Genomic DNA, 17,074 nt, shown 5'->3' on the forward strand with positions numbered 1-17,074 from the left:
GACATCGGCCGTCGTTCAGACTGTTCCGAGGCCTTGCCGTCGGTTTGGCGATGGGTCTGGCGATGAATCCGGGGTTCGCCCAGGTCGGGTCCACAGGTGTCGCTTCGGCCAAGGCGCCAACCCGGAGTGGGATCTCGTTGGTTCATGGGGCCTGCCTGACCTGCCACAAAAATCATCGCGGGAGCGGGCGCACCAGCCAGAAGCCGGCTCGCGAGGCGACAGACCAGCTGTGCCTGTCCTGCCATGAGGGGACGAACACCGCTCCCAGCGAGGGATTCGCCCCCAAGCTCTCGAGCTGGAGCGGCCAGGGCTCCGGTCACACGAAGGAACGGTTCAGTTCCCGCCGGCCCGGTACCTACGTCCGTTCGGTCCAGGTCAATCCATCCAGGCAGATTCGCCTGACTCAGGATTGCTCCGGTTGCCACGATCCCCATGGGAAGGAACGCGGCAAACTCCGCAACACAGCCTTCGATGACCGTGGCCGATTGCTGGACCGTCATCCTCAGTCCACGGCCGACATCTGCTTCGGATGTCATGCCGGTCCGGAGGCGGCACCCCTCACATCCGGCAACGCCGACATCGGTCAGCTGTTTGGAAAGGGTGCTCCTTCCTCCCACGGCATTGGAGCCACCGCCGCGAGCCATCCGGAACTGCCCAGTTTGCGCGCATCAGCCTTCCAGGGGCGGCTGGACTGCACCTCCTGCCATGACAATCCCGATCCGACGGGTGCCCGGGGGCCGCACTTTTCGATCAATGCCGCCCTCCTGAAGGCTTCCTTTGGCCATGAGAAGGACATGGGGCGCCTGGGAGAACGCGCCAACGACCTCTGCCATCTCTGCCATGACCGGCAGTCCATCCTCGCCAACCAATCTTTCCCCTTCCACGCCCAGCACCTGAGTGGGTTCACCAACAGCGGCTCAATGGCCGCTCAGCGACAGGTGCCGACTCTCTCCGAGGCGGCGGCGGTGCTGGGGCTGCGCTCACCGAAGGACCTCCGTCCCGGGCGGAGCGGCGCCTTCCAGCCGGGCTACGGCGAGCCGACCGCCTGCGCCACCTGCCATGCCTCCCATGGTTCCCTGCGGCAGGCAGCCCTCATCGAGTTCGACCGCTCTGTGGTGACTGCTTCTTCGGTCGGCGGGCCGTCCTTCCAGCGGTCGGGCCTCGGCCACGGCACCTGCACCCTGAGCTGCCACGGCTACGACCACGTGCAGACGCGCTATTGATCGCGGGTCATTCAGGCGTTCTTCCAGGAGCTTTCCATGCATGACGCCCCCTCGTTGCAGAATGGCTTCACCCGGATCCAGATGGCGATCCTGGTGGGCGCGCTCGGGCTGGGTCCTGCCGTGACGGCGGCGCCCGCCCTGCGTTCGATCCGCACAGTCGATGCCGAGGCGGAACACCTGAAGGCGATCCGGGCGGCGGAGCCGGGCCTATCCGCCGAGGCCGCGAGAGCCAGGCTCGCCCGGCTGGAGAAGGCCTGGGCGCTGGCTGGGACCAGAGGGCTCCTGAAGGCGCCAGAGTGGCAGGAACGCCGTCAGGAGGGTCGCCTTGCCGTGCTGGGGAGGGCCTTCCTCGACTCCCGGCCGGGTCATGCCGGCATGACCGAGGCGCAGGTCAAGGCCGCCTTCCTGGCCCAGGGGGAAGAACGTCACGTGTCGCACCTCCTGTGCAAGACCCGGGAGGAGGCCGAGGCGGCCCTGAAGCGCATCCAGGCAGGAGAGCCCTTCGAGAAGGTGGCCGCCGAGGTTTCCGTGGATCCCAGCGCGGCCCAGAACAAGGGCGACCTGGGCTGGATCCGGCAGAAGCAGCTGGTGCCTGCCTTCGGCAGTCCCGTGTTCGCTGCTCCCGTGGGCGCGCCGGTGGGCCCCATTCAAAGCGAGTTCGGCTGGCATGTCGCCAAGGCCTGGGAAGCCCGGCGTGAGACGGAGGTGGACTTCGCCGCGCAGCGGGAAACCCTGCTGAAGGAGGCGGCGGCCGCCCAGACGAAGATGAAGCGGCAGGCGGCCCTGGACGCGCTGCGTCCCCGGTATCCACTGGTTCCCGACCTGGCCGTGCTGGGCGCGGACCGCACCACGGAGATCCTGCCGGGCGATGAGCGCAAGGTGGCGGGCCGGGTGGCCGGGACGACCATCAGCCTGCGGCGGCTCAAGCGGCATCTGGTCGAGGTGCTCAGGACCATGGGCCAGAGTCATTCGCTGGGTGCCGCCACGAAGGCTGAGTTCATGGAGGGCGTGGCGGACCAGATCCGTCTCGCCGCCGCGGCCAGGAAGCAGGGGCTCGACCGGAAGCCCGGGGTTCAGGCCGCCCTCTGGCTGGACGAGCGGGAGCGCGCGTACTCCCGCTACGCCGAATCCTACCTCGCCGAAGCCCAGGTGCCCGAGGTCAACCTGGCGGAGCACCACGAGGCTTTCCCGGACCGCTTCCGGCAGGTGGGCGCCTTGCGCCTGCAGGTGCTGGTGGCCGATTCCAAGGACGAAGCGGACGCGGCCCTGAATGAGGTGCGGACGGGTCTGCCCTGGCGAGAGGCCGTGGCGCGGCACGCCGACGCGGAGGCCACGGGCAACCCCGAACCCGGCTGGGTGGAGGTGGCCTCACTCCAAACGCTGGTGCCCCCCACGCTCATGCAGGCTCTCCTGGCAGGACCCCTGGGCCAACCGGTGGGCCCCATGCTGGGCCCGGATGGCTTCATGATCTTCAATGCCCTGGAGCGGCGTTCCGGTCCCGTGATGCCGCTGGACGAATGCCGCGAGGCCGTGCGGGCGGACTACCTCAAGGCGCACGGCCCCGACCTGGTGGAGCGCAGCCTGGGCGACTAAGACCCGCCTTGAAGGCGCCAAGCCCCCGGGTGACCGGGGGGCTTTGGCATGGGGGCGGACAGTTCCCCCGGGAACGCGACCCTAGGTGTGGCAGGCGTCGCAGCCGGAGACGGCCAGCAGCTTCGGGCTCTTGGAGAAGTGGGGCTGGTGGCAGGAGAGGCAGGTGAGGGGCTTGCCGGTGGCCTTGACAGTGCGGCCTGAGGTCGGATGGTTGGCCACCGGGTGGCCAGCCTTCTTGTCCTTGTGGCAGTTCAGGCAGAGGGTCTGGACCTCGCCGCGGGGGAAGCCCTTGGCGTCGCCGCCGTGGGCTGTGTGGCAGGTGGCGCAGAGGCCGTCCATTACGGGCTTGTGCTTCGAGACCGCCTTGTTGGCTTCGTCCCGCAGGCCGTCGTGGCACTGGAGGCAAAGGTCCTTGGGGTTGCCGGCCAGGAGGGAGGGCCGGGTGGAGGCGTGGGGCGTATGGCAGGCGGTGCACTCGCCGTTGGCCACCGGGGGATGGGGGAAGGCCTTCTTGGCGGCCGTGGCCACGCCGTCATGGCAGTTGAAGCAGAGGCCAGGCATGGCTTCGTTGGTCGCGAAGGGCTTGGGCGCGGCGCTGTCCGCATGGCAGGTGCTGCAGTCGCCCGCGGCCACCGGCGGGTGGGCGGTGGCCTTGAGCATGCCGTCGTTGTTCGAGCCGTGAGGGTCGTGGCAGGTGGCGCAGTCCTTGGCGGACACGGGGTAGCCCTTGTGGGCCTTCTTCAGGTCCCCGGCGTCGTGGCAGCTGACGCACAGCTCCTCCATGGGCTGGAGGAGGCCCTTGGCCAGCTTGCCCGTGTGGACGGCGTGGCAGCTGAGGCACTCGCCGGAGGCGGCGGGCTGGTGGGCGTGCTTCGACTTCACCGCCGCGGCGATGGAGGTGTGGCATCCCAGGCACAGGTCCAGGGGCTTCTGGCGAAGCAGGTGCTGGGCCTCGGTCTGGTGGGGCGCGTGGCAGTCTCGACAGCTGCTGTCCAGATAGGGCTTGTGCCCCCAGCCGCCCTTGGGCGCCTCGGCCTTCTCGTGGCAGGTGAGGCAGACCTGGCTGCCGGGCTTCTCCAGCAGGGCTTCGGTCTTGGAGGCGTGGGGACGGTGGCAGGACAGGCACTCGCCGCCCTTGAAGGGCTGGTGCTGGGTGGCGCCGGCCTTGGGCTCCAGGTCCGCGTGGCAGGTGCGGCAGAGCTGGGGCACGGGCTGGTCCAGGCGGGGCGTGCCCGCCGGGAGCTTGGCGCCGGGGGCCGGGGAGGCATGGCAGTTGGCGCAGTTCTCCAGGAAGGGCGGGTGGGCGCCCTTGAGGATCAGGCCCTTCTTCGTCGAAGTGTGAGGCTCGTGGCAGCCCAGGCAGTCCACCTTCGCCAGCGAGCTGGTGAGGTGCTTGCGGCCCAGGGCTTCGTCCGCAAGGTCATGGCAGGTCGCGCAGGTCTCCTGGATCCGGGGGGAGGCTAGCAGGGCCAGCCCGTCGCCGGAGTGGGGGCTGTGGCAGCTGCTGCACTGGCCGTCGTTCACGGGGGAGTGCACGACCTGGAACTTGTCCTTGCGGGTGTGGCAGGTGTAGCAGCCTTCGGGCTGGTCCCGCTTCAGGAACTTGGCCTGATCGCCGCCGTGTGGATCGTGGCAGGCGAGGCAGCCGCGCTTTCCGGTGGCGGGCTGGTGTTTCACATCGCCCTTCATCAGGCCGGCATGGCAGGCGGTGCAGAGCTTGTCGGTGTCGTCCTTCACGAGCTTCGCGAGCGCGCCGCCGTGGGGTGTGTGGCAGGCGCTGCACTGGCCGTTCTTCACAGGAGCGTGGAGCACCTTGCGCTTCACGATCTTCTCGTGGCAGGCGCCGCATGCGGCCAGCTCGCCGCCTTTGATGAGCTTGGCGGAAGCTGAGGCGTGGGGCGTGTGGCAGGCGAGGCACTGGCCCTTCTTCGCCGGGGCATGGAGGACCTCACCCTTCGCCACGCCGGTGTGGCAGGTGGCGCAGAGCGTCTCGCCGGCCTGCTTGAGAACCGGGGGGGTGGCGGTGGCGTGGGCCCCGTGGCAGACGAGGCAGTCACCCTGGGCGGCCGGCGCGTGCTGGCTCTTGCCCTTGACGAGGTCCTCGTGGCAGGTGAGGCACAGCTGCTTCGCGGGCGCGGTGAGGAGGGCCTTTTCCTTCGAGTCGTGGGGCCGGTGGCAGTCCATGCAGGCGCCATCCCGGAAGGGTGGATGCAGGGACTTCCCCTTGGCGAGGTCCGTGTGGCAGCCGGCGCACAGCTCTTGGGGCGGGGCCGTGAGGAGGCCCTTGGCGTCCCCGGCATGGGGCCGGTGGCAGGTGAGACACTTCCCATCCTTCGCCGGCTGGTGCTGCACGCCGGGGCCGGGCAGGGGGCCGTGGCAGTCGAGGCACAGCTCTGTTACGGGCTTCGCCAGCTTCACGGCACCGCCGGCGGCGGGCGCATGGCAGTCGGCGCAGGAACCCGGCGCGAAAGGGGCGTGCTGACGGTCGCGCAGGAGGCCCTTGGCCGCGCCGCCGTGGGGGTTGTGGCAGGTGGCGCAGGCCTCCGCCTTCAGTGGGAAGCCACCGTGGGTCTTCGAGAGGCCGGCCACGTCGTGGCAGGTATCGCACTGACCCGGGACGCCCGCCTTGAGGAGGCTGCGCGTGGCCGAGGGATGGGGCTGGTGGCAGGCCAGGCAGTCGTCCGTGGCCGGATGGGGATGGGCCGACGTGGTGCGGGTCTTGATGTCGGCGTGGCAGGAGAGGCACAGTTCCTGGGTGTCCTTCCGGAGCAGGCGCTTCCGTCCCGTGTCGTGGGCGCCGTGGCAGGCGCCGCACTCGCCCTTGGATTCGAAGCGGTGCGCTGGGCGCTCATTGGCGGTCTGCTTGAACCCCTTGTGGCAGATGGCACAGAGCGCCCGGCCCCCGCCCTCGTGGAGGAGGTTGACGTTCGCCGCGCCGTGGGGCTTGTGGCACCACTGGCACTTCCCGTCGAGCAGGGGCTTGTGGGCCGTGGTGGGAGAGGCGGCCTGACGGACCTTGGGATGGCAATCCTGGCAGGTTCGGGGCGTGTCCGCGGCCCGGCAGGGTACGAGGCCTGCCAGCAGGGCGAGCAGAAGGAAAGCGAGGGTCCGGCGTGGAGGGGTCATGGCGTCGGCGGTCTCAGATGAGGAGCCCAGTGGGGGGGGATGGGCATACCTCATCTTAGAGTCATCTTTGTGCTGTCCAAGATCTCCTGATGGCCTTCCGCAGAGGTATCGCGCATGAAAAGGCGTCTGGATTAGGTTATTTCCGGCGTGATCGGCGGAGGGACGGTCAAGATCTGCTGGAGGATCGGCTTGGATCGATCATGAGTTGGTCACGGGATTGTCCGAGCCCAGATCTCGATGCATCAGGTTTCCGTAGACAACATTCCCACAGACCTCTCCCGGCGTCGGCGCGGCGCGGTCTACTCCTGCGGTCTGGCCCGGTGCCCCACGTTCCACACCGGGTGATGCGTGTCACGAATCGCCCAGGCTCCTCGTTGGGACACGGCGCCCCCCGAGCGCCCAGGCTCCGTGTTCCTGTGGTGAGGCTTTCATCATGGAACGCGAATCGGCGTCACACCGCGTCGGCGATGGCCTTGCCCATGTCGGAGGTGCTGGCCTTGCCGCCCATGTCGGGGGTACGGGGGCCTGTGGCCAGGACCTTTTCGATGGCGGCCACAACGGAGGCGGCGGCTTCGGGGCAGCCGAGGTGGTCCAGCATCATGGCCCCGGCCCAGATCTGGCCCACGGGGTTGGCGATGCCCTTGCCGTAGATGTCCGGAGCGGAGCCGTGGACGGGCTCGAACATGGAGGGGAATTCCCGCTCGGGATTGAGGTTCGCGCTGGGAGCGATGGCGATGGTGCCCGTGCAGCCGGGGCCGAGGTCCGAGAGGATGTCGCCGAAGAGGTTGGAGCCCACCACCACGTCGAACCAGTGCGGGTTGCGCACGAAGTGGGCGCAGAGGATGTCGATGTGGAACTGGTCCACCTTCACCTCGGGGTACTTCGCGCCCATGGCCTTCACTCGCTCGTCCCAGTAGGGCATGGTGATGGCGATGCCGTTGGATTTCGTGGCCGAGGTGAGGTGCTTCTTCGGGCGCTTCTGGGCCAGGTCGAAGGCGTACTTCAGGATGCGGTCCACGCCCTGGCGGGTGAAGACGGTCTGCTGGACGGCCATCTCCTGGTCGGTTCCTTCGTAGAGCCGGCCGCCGATGCTGGAGTACTCGCCCTCGTTGTTCTCCCTGACCACGATGAAGTCGATGTCACCTTCCTTGCGGCCCGCGAGGGGGCAGGGCACGCCGGGCATGAGCTTCACGGGGCGCACGTTGGCGTACTGCTTGAAGGCGCGCCGGATGGGGATGAGCAGGCCCCAGAGTGAGACGTGGTCGGGCACGCCGGGGAAGCCCACGGCGCCGAGGAAGATGGCGTCGTGGTGCCGGATCTGGTCGAGCCCGTTCTCGGGCATCATGCGGCCGGTCTGGAGGAAATACTCGCAGCTCCAGGGGAACTGATCCCATTGGAAGCGAAGGCCATGTTTCGCCGCGGCGGCCTCCAGCACCCGGATGCCTTCGGGCACCACTTCCTTGCCGATGCCATCACCAGGAATGACCGCGATCCTCAAGTCGCGCATGGGGCGCTCCTGTGAAAAAGCTGCAAATGTATCTAATTGATGATGGTATGGGGCCGAAAGGCCGTGCAGATACCTCTTCACACTATGCGACTCAGGGGTAGACTACGCACCGAAATTCGACCCCCTTCCCACACATGGAGGCTCCTCATGAGCCACGAACCCGTTTCAGGAACGGCCCCGGGCGGAGGCCTGTCTGGTTGGCAGGGTGCCAGGCCCATTCCGGCTTTGGCCACCCTGGCCCTCGGCCTGGTCTTGTACTTCGGGCTGCCTCAGATGGTGTCGGTGCCGGACGCCAAGCTCTTCACCGGCCAGCCCGCGGCTCCCAAGCCGGCCGCGGCGGCGCCCGCGAAACCTGCGGCCAAGCCCACAGCGCCCGTGACGGCGCCGGTCACCGCGCCGGCTCCCGCTCCGGCCAAGCCCTTGACCAAGGCCCAGCAGGAAGCCAAGGCGAAGGCGGAGGCGGAAGCCAAGGCCAAGGTCGAGGCTGAGGCCAAGGCCAAGGCGGAAGCTGAGGCGAAGGTGAAGGCCGAGGCGGATGCCAAGATCAAGGCCGACGCCGAGGCCAAGCGGAAGGCTGACTGGGTGAAGGGACTGCACCTCTTCGCCATCTTCGTGAGCACCATCGTGGGGATCATCGTCAAGGCGCTGCCCATGGGCGCGGTGGCCATGGTCGGCATCGCGATCACGGCCCTGTCGGGCACCCTCGGCATCGCGGATTCCATCAGCGGGTTCTCCGATGTGACGATCTGGCTCATCGTCCTGGCCTTCTTCATCTCCCGGGGCTTCATCAAGACGGGGCTGGGCGCCCGCATCGCCTACAACTTCATGGCGCTGCTCGGCAAGCGCACGCTGGGCCTCAGCTACGGGCTGGCGGCCACGGACCTGGTGCTGGCCCCTGCCATCCCCAGCAACACGGCCCGCGGCGGCGGCATCGTCATGCCGGTCATGGCCTCGCTGGCCCGCGCCTATGGAAGCAACCCCGGTGATGGGAGCGCCCGCAGGATGGGCTCGTTCCTCACGCTCACGGCCTACCAGGTGAACTGCATCACCAGCGCCATGTTCCTCACGGCCATGGCGGCCAACCCCCTGGCGCAGAAGCTGGCGGGCGACCTCAAGGTGAACATCACCTGGGTCGGCTGGGCCCTGGCGGCCGTGGTCCCGGGCGTCGTCGCGCTGCTGCTGATCCCGTTCATCATCTACCGCCTGCATCGGCCCGAGATCACCGAGACGCCGGAGGCCGTGGAGATGGCCAAGGGCCACCTGCGGGACCTCGGCCCCGTCAAGCGCCAGGAGTGGATGATGCTGGGCGTCTTCGTGCTGCTGCTGGTCCTCTGGATCTTCGCCAAGCAGCTGGGCGACCTCAATGCGACCACCTCGGCGCTCACGGGGCTGGCGGTGCTGCTGATCTCCGGCGTCCTCACCTGGGACGACATCAAGGCCGAAACCGGCGCCTGGGACACCCTGGTGTGGTTCGCCGCCCTGGTGATGATGGCCAGCTTCCTCAACAAGCTGGGCATGGTGCCCTGGTTCAGTAAGACCATGGGCGGGATGGTGGCGGGCAAGGGCTGGATCGCGGCCTTCCTGGTGCTGGCGCTGGTCTATTTCTACAGCCACTACTTCTTCGCCAGCAACACGGCCCACGTGGCCTCGATGTACGCCGCGTTCCTCGGCGTCTCCATCGTGGCCGGCGCGCCGCCCGTGCTGGCGGCCCTGGTGCTCGCCTTCTTCAGCAACCTCTTCGCGGGGATGACCCACTACGGGACGGGCCCGGCGCCGGTGCTCTTCGGCACCGGCTATGTGGAGCTCGGCACCTGGTGGCGGACGGGGCTCATCGTGAGTGTCGTGAACATCATCATCTGGGTGGGCCTCGGTGGCCTCTGGTGGAAGGTGCTAGGGCTCTGGTAGCGGTTTTTCCCCTTACGCAGAAAACCCCGCTATGGCGGGGTTTTCTGCGCATGTAGACACGTTCAGGCGAAGAGCTTCGACAACCCGAAGGCGACGCAGGTGGAGACGCTGACGCCGATGAGGCCGGGGATCATGAAGCTGTGGTTGAGGAGGTACTTGCCGATCCGCGTGGTGCCGGTTCGGTCCATGTTGATGGCGGCGAGGTCGCTGGGGTAGAAGGCGAAGAAGAAGTAGGCGTAGCTGGCGGGGATGAGACCCAGCAGCAGGGGCGTGGGCAGACCCAGGGCGTAGCCGAAGGGCAGCATGATGGTGAGCGTGGCGGCCTGGCTCTTCACGAAGGCGGACACGGCGAACATGGCGATGGCGAAGGTCCAGGGGGCCATCTGCACCATGGCCTTGATGTGGGCCACCAGGTAGCCCTCGTTGGCCTTGATGAAGGTCTCGCTCATCCAGGCGATGCCGAAGATGGAGACGACGGCGATCATGCCCGCGATGAAGACGCTGGAGCGGGCGATCTCGGGGGCCTTCACTTCCGTGGCGAACAGGATGAAGGCGCCGAAGGCCAGCATGATGACCTGCACGACCGTGGTCATGGGGATGGGCTTGCCGTTCGCCATGGGCAGCAGGCCGGGCTTGAGGGCGATGAGCACGATGGTGAGCACGCCGGCGAAGAAGAGGCCCACGGACAGCTTGGCCTTGAAGGGGATCACCTTGTCCAGGGTGGTGACGTCGCCCTCCAGGCCCTTGGCGAACTCGGGATCCTTCATGCGCTCCAGGAACTCGGGATCCTGGTCCAGCTCCTTGCCGCGGTTGAAGCTCCAGGCCGCGGCGGCCAGCACGCCGATGATGCCGGCGGGGAGGGTGATGCGCACGATGTCGAAGAGGCCCACGGGATGCCCGTTCTTGGCGGCCATGGCCAGGAAGGTGGTGACGGCGGCCGCCACGGGGCTGGCGGTGATGCCCATCTGGGAGGCCACGCTGGAGATGGCCATGGGGCGCTCGGGCCGGATGCGGGTCTTCAGGGCCACGTCGGAGATGACCGGCAGCAGCGCGTAGACCGCATGGCCCGTTCCCACGCAGACCGTGAGGAAGAAGGTCGAGAGGGGGGCCAGGATGGTCACGTACTTGGGGTGGGCCCGGAGCAGCCGCTCCGTCAGCTGCACCAGGTAGTCCAGGCCGCCCGCCACCTGCAGGGTCGCCGAGGCCGTCACCACCGCCAGGATGATGAGCATCACGTCGACGGGCGGGGTGCCGGGGGCCACGCGGAACAGCAGCACCAGCACGGCCACGCCCAGGCCGCCGATGAGGCCCAGGGCGACACCGCCCTTGCGGATGCCGATCAGGATGGCGCCCAGGACCAGGATGAATTGGATCCAGAACATCAACGCGGGGGACAACATGCATTCTCCTTGAGATCGAGGGGTTGGGTTTCTCAACCCCTCGCCCGGCGAGCGTAGCAGACCGATCGGTAATGAATGGTCGCTGTCATCACTTTCTTTAGTTGGTAAACCCTCCTCCGAAGTGGCAGAAGGGGGCGAGACCGGCCCCGCCTCGGCTCCGGAGCAGGCTACGATGGCCTGTGAGCGCCTCCCGGTGATGCCCCTCCCCTTCCATCTGGTGACCTTGACCCACGCCACCTGGGACCAGGCCCTCGCCTGCGCCCGCAGCCTGGGTCCGGACGCGCTGCCTGAGCTGAGGCTGGACCTCTTTCCCGGGGCCGAACCCGGGGAGCTGGTCCGGGCGCTCGGGGGCCGCTGCCTCGCGACCTGCCGGCGGCGATCCGAGGGTGGCCGCTGGCCGGACGAGGACGAGGCAGGGCGGATGGCCCACCTGCTGAAGGCCGTGGCCGCCGGACCGGCCTGGGTGGACCTGGAGTGGGACCTGCGGGTTCCCGCGGCACTCCAGGCCGCGCGGCCTGGGGTGGGCCTGCTGCGCTCGGTGCATGTGGCGCCCGGCGTCTTCGACCTGGACGAGCGGCTGGCGGCCCTCCCCGAAGGCGATGCCTTCAAGTGGGTGGGCTGGGCCGGACGTCTCGGGGATGGCGGCCACCTCAGGCCTGCCCTCGCCCGGGCCCGGGACCGCGGGATCGCCTTGTCGGCCTTCCTCATGGGGCCCAAGGGCCTCGCCACCCGGGCCCTGCAGGCCGCCTGGGGCGGCGCCTTCACCTATGCGGCTCCTGACGACGGGCCCGCGGCGGCCCCGGGGCAGCTTCCGCTCGCCACGCTCCGCGCCTGGCGCTGCGCGGACCTTCCCCGGAACTGCGGCCTCTGCGGCGTCATCGGAGACCCGGTGCTGCACTCCCGGGGCCCGGCCTTCCACAATCCCCGGTTCCAGGAGGCAGGCCAGAACCTGCTGTATGTCCCGCTCCTGTGCGGGGAGGCCGCCGAGGCCACGGAGGCCCTGGAGGCCCTCGGCATCCTCGGCCTCAGCATCACCGCCCCCCTCAAGCTGTCCCTGCCCCGGGCCCTCGGCCTGGAAGGCCCGCTGAACACGCTGTGGCGCCAGGGACCGGACGCTCCCTGGAACGGCGCCAACACGGACGCCGAGGCGCTTGGACAGGTGCTGTCGCACCTCGCCCCTGGGCCGGTGCTGCTGCTCGGTGGGGGCGGGGTGGGGCGCACGAGCCGCCAGGTGCTGGAAGCTGCGGGCCGGCCCGTGCTGCAGGCCTCCCGCCAGGCGCCGGCCAGCCCGGCCGCTGTGGCCACCTTCGGACCCGTGGGCGTGGTGCAGGCCACCAGTCTGGGCATGAACCCCGACGACCTCGTCCCGTTCCCCGACCTCCTGGAGGCCGCGCTGCCGTCGGCACGCTGGGCGGTGGAGTGGATCTACAAGGAGGACACCGCGTTCGTGGCTTGGGCCCGGAACGCCGGCCTGGCCCTGGTGCCCGGCGCCTCCCTCTTCGAGGCCCAAGCCGAGGCGCAGAGCCGCCGGTTCATCGCGGACTGCGGCCGAGCTGGCTGATAGCTGACAGCTGATCGCTGACAGCTGATAGCTTCTACCCATGGACCTTCTGCTGGTCGAGGACAAGGACAGCTTCCGGCGCCTGCTCATCCAGGCCCTGGAGGGTTCGGCCTGGTCGGTGCGAGCGGTGGCGGATCCCCAGGAGGCCCTGCGGGCCCTGGAGGCGGCGCCGTCCCATGTCCTGGTGACGGACCTGCGGCTGCCGGGCATGAGCGGGCTGGAGCTGATCCGACGGGCCCGGCAGCTGCATCCCGCCCTGCGGGTGGTGCTGATGTCCGCCTTCGGGGAACCCCGGGACATCGTGGAGGCCATGCGCCTGGGGGCGGAGGACTTCCTGCCCAAGCCCTTCGACCTGGATGCCTTCCTGGCCCTCCTGGACCGCCTCCGGGCCCTGGTGGGCGCGCCCCCGCCGGACCCCGCGGAGCCCTGGGTTGCCCACAGCGCGGCCATGCAGGCCCTGGACCAGGCCCTGCGGCGGACCGCGGGCACGGCGCTGCCGGTGCTCTTCGTGGGGGAGCATGGGGCGGGGAAGGGCCGCTGCGCCCGCCGCCTGCACGCCCTCCGCCATCCCGGAGCCCCCTACCTGAGCCTGTCCGCCGCCACCCTCGGGGCAGAGGGCCCGGATCCCAGCCTTCTGGAACTGGTCCAGGGTGGGAGCCTCTACCTGGCGGGGCTGGAGCATCTGGCGCCGGAGGCCGTGGCGCCCCTGGTCCGGGCCATCGATGCCGCCGGCGGCGGGTTCCGCTGGATGGCCGGGCTGGACGAGGGCGCGGGGCTCCCGCCGGAGCTGGCCCAGCGCCTGGGCTCCCTCGAGCTCCGGGTGCCCCCGCTGCGGGAGCGCCGCGAGGACCTCCTGGCCCTGGCTCGGGCGCTGCTCGAGCGGACCGCCCGCCTGGAAGGCCGGACGGCGCCCTGGCTCGAGCGGTCGGCGGAGCGCCAGCTGCTCGGCCATGCCTGGCCGGGGAACGTGCGGGAGCTGGAAGCGCTGCTGGCCCGGGCCCTGAGCCTCTCGGACGGACCCGCCATCCGGGCCTTTCCGGATCTGGAACTGGGCTGCTCGAACATCCTCAGCCTGCCCTGGCCCGAGCCGGGTCCGCTCGAGGCCATGCTGCGGGCCGCCGCGCGCGCCGCCGAGGGCCAGCTGCTGCGGCGCGCCCTGGCCGAGGCCCATGGGGACCTGCCGCGGGCGGCGGAGGGGCTGGGGCTCACCCTGCGCAGCCTGGCTCAGCGCTTGCGGGACCATGGCATCCCTCTGGAAGATAGAGACAGCCCCGTGCCCCGGAAGGCCCCATGATCCAGGATCCAGCCCAGGCCCCTCCCGTCGTCGCCCCTCCTGCGCGATCGCCGGAAGCCGTCCGTCCCGCGGTGAGGGCCGGCCTGGCCGCGCTCCAGGCTGTGGTGGTGGGGAAGGACGCCCAGGTCCGGCGGGCCTTCGCGGCCCTGCTGGCGGGCGGCCACGTGCTGCTGGAGGACCTGCCGGGGGTGGGGAAGACCACGCTGGCCAAGGGCCTTTCGCGCATCCTGGGCGGTAGTTTCCAGCGGGTGCAGGGCACCAATGATCTGCTGCCCTCGGACCTGCTGGGCGTGCACCTGTGGGATGCCAAGGACCAGACCTTCCGGTTCCAGCCCGGCCCGATCTTCTGCCAAGTGCTGCTGCTGGACGAGCTGAACCGCATCGGCCCCAAGACCCAGAGCGCCATGCTCGAGGCCATGGTGGAAGGGCAGGTGACGTTGGATCGCAGCACCCACCGCCTGCCGGACCCCTTCTTCGTCATCGCCACGCAGAACCCCATGGATCACGCCGGCACCTTCCCCCTGCCGGAGAGCCAGCTGGACCGCTTCTCCTGCTCCCTGCACCTGGGCTACCCCGACCGCGAGGCCGAGCGCCGGATCCTCAAGGGCGAGGCGGGCTCGGATCGCCTGGACGCCCTGCGCCCGGCCCTGGACCTGGACGGCTGGCGGCAGGCCCGCGCCGCCGTGCGGACCGTGCGGGTGTCCGACGCGGTGATGGACTACGCGGAGCGCATGGTGGACCGCATCCGGACGGGCGGCGGCTTCTGCTCGACCCGCGCGGTCAAGCACTGGCTCGGCCTCGCTCAGGCCGAAGCCTGGCTGGAGGGGCGCGATTTCATCACGCCGGACGACCTGCAGGCCACCCTGGCGGACACCATGGCCCATCGGGGCAGCCTGGACGACCGGCGCCTCAACCGCGCCGAGCGCCGGGAGCAGCTGGCCCGCCTGCTGAAGGACCTGCCCGTGGGATGGGCGGGATGAGAGAGGACGAGACCGTAGGCCAGATCCTGCGGGACGCGCGCGTGGCGAAGGGGCTGTCCCGCGAGATCCTGGCGGTGGAGCTGAAGCTGCCGCTGCGCCACATCGAGGCCATCGAATCCGACGACTGGGCCTCCCTGCCGCCGGGACGTCCCCGACCGCTGGCTCGCCAGCTGGCCGAGCGCCTGGGGGTGGATCTGGAGTTCCACACGAGCGCCTTCCAGATCGTGCCCGGGGCCCAGGAACTGCCGACGCCGGACCCCCGGCAGGAGCGGCTGGAGCGCATCGTCATGGGTCTCCTCACCGTCGCCTCGGTCCTGGTGGCGGCCTGGCTGGTGGTGCCCGGTCCCAGCCTCGGTCGGAAGCTGGCCCCCAGCTATCTGACCACCCTGCCCAAGGCCACCCTGCCGCCTCCACCGCCCCCGTCCACCTCTCCCTATCCCGTGCTGGGCGAGCTCCTGCCGGAGGCCCCCCTCAACGATCAGGGGATCCTGATCAGCCTGCGCGCCATGGACACCTGCGAGGTGCGCCTGGAGCCCGCCCCGGAGTCCGGCGGGCAGGTTCAGGTCCACACGCTGCGGGTCTCCGAACCCTGGCGGCTGCGCGCGAAGGGCCCCTTCACCCTCAGCCTCGACAATGCGGGCGTGGTGAACGTGGAGGTGGCCGGCGTGCGAATCGCCCACGGCCAGAATGTGGGCGAGGCCTGGTCCGGCCGGTTTGATGCCGAAGGGCATTGGCTCCGCCCGCCCGCCGCGCCTGCCCCCCCGCCGGCGGAACCCCAGCCGCCCGATGACCAGGAAGACGGAACCGAGCCATGAGCATGAATCCCATCGTTGAACGCTTCCTCCAGGGCACCCTGCCCGAGCCCATGGCCATGACCCTGGTGGGCGGAAGCCTGCCGGTTCCCACGAAGGACCTGCTCCAGGCCCTGGCCCATGCCGCGCTGCAGGAGACCCCTTACACGGCCAAGGCTCTCGAATGCCTCGCCTCCATGCCGGAATCCATGCTCTCGGGGGTCCTGCTGGCGCCCGTGGATCCGCCCGGGCCCCTGCAGCTGGTGCTCTGCCACCGGAAAGAGCCGACCCTGCTGGAAGAGGCCCTGCTGAACCCCTCCCTGACCGCGGCGGTCGTGGAGGCTTCGGTGCCCAGCCTGCCGGGCTCGGTGCTGGAGATCGTGCTGAACAACCAGGTGCTGTGGATGGAGCGGCCGAGGATCCTCGACCTGCTGGAGGAGCACCCCGAGGGCGAGTACGTCATCAAGCGCCGAGTGAATGAGTATCGCTTCGATGTGTTGCGCCTGGTCCCGGAGGAGGTCAAGAAGGAGCGCCTGGAGATCCTGGACGAGGTGCAGGCTGGGCACCTGGACAAGGCCTGGGCCGAGCTGCCCCTGCCGAAGGAGACCTCCAGGGAGGAGGAAGAGGCGGAGATCGAATCCGAGGAAATGGCCGCCGAGCGGCGCCTGCTGGCGCAGAAGCCCCTGGTGGATGACCAGGGCCAGGAGATCGTCCTCACCCTCTCCCAGCGGGTGGCGAGGCTCCGGACCAACCAGAAGATCATGCTGGCCATCAAGGGCGGCAAAGAGGAGCGCACCATCCTCATCCGCGAGGCCAACCGCCTCATCCAGGTGAACGTCATGCGGAACGGCCGCATCACGGAAGGGGAGGTCGCCTACATCGCCCAGATGCGCACCGTGAACGACGAGGTGCTCCGGATCATCGCGGGCAACCGCGAGTGGATGAAGAAGTACACCATCACCAAGGCCCTGGTCCTGAATCCGCGCACGCCGCTTCCCCTGGCCATGACCCACTTCAAGCGCCTGCTCGAGAGCGACATGAAGCTGCTCATGAAGGACCGCAACGTGGCCGAGCTCCTCCGCCGCGAAGCCAAGCGGTTCCTGGAGATGAAGTCGCAGGGGAAGGGCTAGGGCTACCTGCCGGCCTGGCCCTTCCACTGCCGTAGGGCGGCCAAGGCGTTGGCCACGTGCTGGTCGGGCTTGAGGTCCGTGAAGGTGTGGAGGATCCGGCCATCCGGGGCGATGACGTAGGACGTGCGATTGGCGAGCTGCGGCTTGGCGGCCAAAACGGCGTCGTAGGCCTTCATGATGGCCTGGTCGGAATCCGACAGCACCGCGAACTTGCCCCGACACTCGCTCACGGAGAACTTGTTGAGCTTGTCGATGTCGTCATGAGATACGCCGACGACGGTGGCGCCGAGCTGGTGGAACGTGCCCACCGCTTCGGCGAACAGGTGGGCCTCGGTGGTGCAGCCGGGGGTGAAGGCCGCCGGGTAGAAATAGAGGACCACGGGGCCCTTCTGGAGGGCCGCGGCCAGCGAGAACGAGGACACCTGGCCCCCGAGCGAGGCCTGGGCCTGGAAATCCGGGGCCTTGTCCCCGACCTTCAGGGCCGCGAAGGCCGGGAGGGTTGAGATCAGCGAGATCAGGGCCAGGGTGGACAGCTTTCTACCGGCCATCGAAACCTCCCATGTC

At 69.3% G+C, this 17,074-nt stretch carries 12 protein-coding genes and 1 pseudogene; 9 read left to right on the forward strand and 4 right to left on the reverse strand.

The window, feature by feature from the left end:
* Nucleotides 1-62: 62 nt before the first annotated feature.
* The 3 genes and pseudogenes from MLE64_RS15995 to MLE64_RS00270 form a co-directional block, all read left to right on the forward strand.
* A pseudogene (locus MLE64_RS15995) lies at nt 63-530 on the forward strand (cytochrome c3 family protein); the annotation flags it as partial.
* Between the two features lie 264 nt (nt 531-794).
* Entirely contained in the window at nt 795-1,223 is a 429-nt protein-coding gene (locus MLE64_RS15915) for a hypothetical protein (RefSeq protein WP_341482247.1), read from the forward strand.
* 36 nt (nt 1,224-1,259) lie between these two features.
* Nucleotides 1,260-2,816 (forward strand): peptidylprolyl isomerase, encoded by a 1,557-nt coding sequence (locus MLE64_RS00270; protein ID WP_243314547.1) that lies wholly within the window; start codon nt 1,260-1,262, stop codon nt 2,814-2,816.
* Between the two features lie 81 nt (nt 2,817-2,897).
* On the opposite strand, the gene MLE64_RS00275 is transcribed toward MLE64_RS00270, so the two are convergent.
* Entirely contained in the window at nt 2,898-5,942 is a 3,045-nt protein-coding gene (locus MLE64_RS00275; RefSeq protein ID WP_243314549.1) for a cytochrome c3 family protein, read from the reverse strand.
* Between the two features lie 451 nt (nt 5,943-6,393).
* Nucleotides 6,394-7,449, reverse strand: coding sequence for a tartrate dehydrogenase (locus MLE64_RS00280; protein WP_243314551.1), 1,056 nt, complete (start codon nt 7,447-7,449; stop codon nt 6,394-6,396).
* Nucleotides 7,450-7,596: 147 nt separating this feature from the next.
* On the opposite strand from MLE64_RS00280, the gene MLE64_RS00285 reads away from it, so the two are divergent.
* Nucleotides 7,597-9,354 (forward strand): anion permease, encoded by a 1,758-nt coding sequence (locus MLE64_RS00285; protein WP_243314553.1) that lies wholly within the window; start codon nt 7,597-7,599, stop codon nt 9,352-9,354.
* A gap of 62 nt (nt 9,355-9,416) precedes the next feature.
* Here the strand turns inward: MLE64_RS00285 and MLE64_RS00290 are convergent, their stop codons facing one another.
* On the reverse strand, nt 9,417-10,754 hold the full coding sequence (locus tag MLE64_RS00290; protein ID WP_243293240.1) for an anaerobic C4-dicarboxylate transporter: 1,338 nt from the start codon (nt 10,752-10,754) through the stop codon (nt 9,417-9,419).
* 172 nt (nt 10,755-10,926) lie between these two features.
* Here MLE64_RS00290 and MLE64_RS00295 point away from each other — a divergent pair, with 172 nt between their 5' ends.
* Genes MLE64_RS00295 through MLE64_RS00315 form a run of 5 tightly spaced genes read left to right on the forward strand, consistent with a single transcriptional unit; the run spans nt 10,927 to nt 16,510 of the window.
* On the forward strand, nt 10,927-12,315 hold the full coding sequence (locus tag MLE64_RS00295) for a type I 3-dehydroquinate dehydratase (protein WP_243314555.1): 1,389 nt from the start codon (nt 10,927-10,929) through the stop codon (nt 12,313-12,315).
* 40 nt (nt 12,316-12,355) lie between these two features.
* Nucleotides 12,356-13,609, forward strand: coding sequence for a sigma-54-dependent transcriptional regulator (locus tag MLE64_RS00300; RefSeq protein WP_243314557.1), 1,254 nt, complete (start codon nt 12,356-12,358; stop codon nt 13,607-13,609).
* Nucleotides 13,606-14,589 carry an AAA family ATPase gene (locus MLE64_RS00305; RefSeq protein ID WP_243314558.1) on the forward strand — a complete coding sequence of 328 codons (984 nt, stop codon included), beginning with the start codon at nt 13,606-13,608 and terminating at the stop codon, nt 14,587-14,589. Before MLE64_RS00300 ends, MLE64_RS00305 begins: the two co-directional genes overlap by 4 nt.
* Nucleotides 14,586-15,404 carry a helix-turn-helix domain-containing protein gene (locus MLE64_RS00310; protein WP_243314560.1) on the forward strand — a complete coding sequence of 273 codons (819 nt, stop codon included), beginning with the start codon at nt 14,586-14,588 and terminating at the stop codon, nt 15,402-15,404. The genes MLE64_RS00305 and MLE64_RS00310 overlap by 4 nt, the downstream gene beginning before the upstream one ends.
* A 2-nt stretch (nt 15,405-15,406) precedes the next feature.
* Nucleotides 15,407-16,510 carry a hypothetical protein gene (locus MLE64_RS00315; protein ID WP_243314563.1) on the forward strand — a complete coding sequence of 368 codons (1,104 nt, stop codon included), beginning with the start codon at nt 15,407-15,409 and terminating at the stop codon, nt 16,508-16,510.
* Nucleotides 16,511-16,512: 2 nt separating this feature from the next.
* Here the strand turns inward: MLE64_RS00315 and MLE64_RS00320 are convergent, their stop codons facing one another.
* Nucleotides 16,513-17,058 (reverse strand): peroxiredoxin, encoded by a 546-nt coding sequence (locus MLE64_RS00320; protein ID WP_243314564.1) that lies wholly within the window; start codon nt 17,056-17,058, stop codon nt 16,513-16,515.
* Between the last annotated feature and the right edge of the window lie 16 nt (nt 17,059-17,074).

It is taken from the genome of Geothrix paludis, assembly GCF_022808815.1.
GTDB classification, from domain to species: domain Bacteria; phylum Acidobacteriota; class Holophagae; order Holophagales; family Holophagaceae; genus Geothrix; species Geothrix paludis.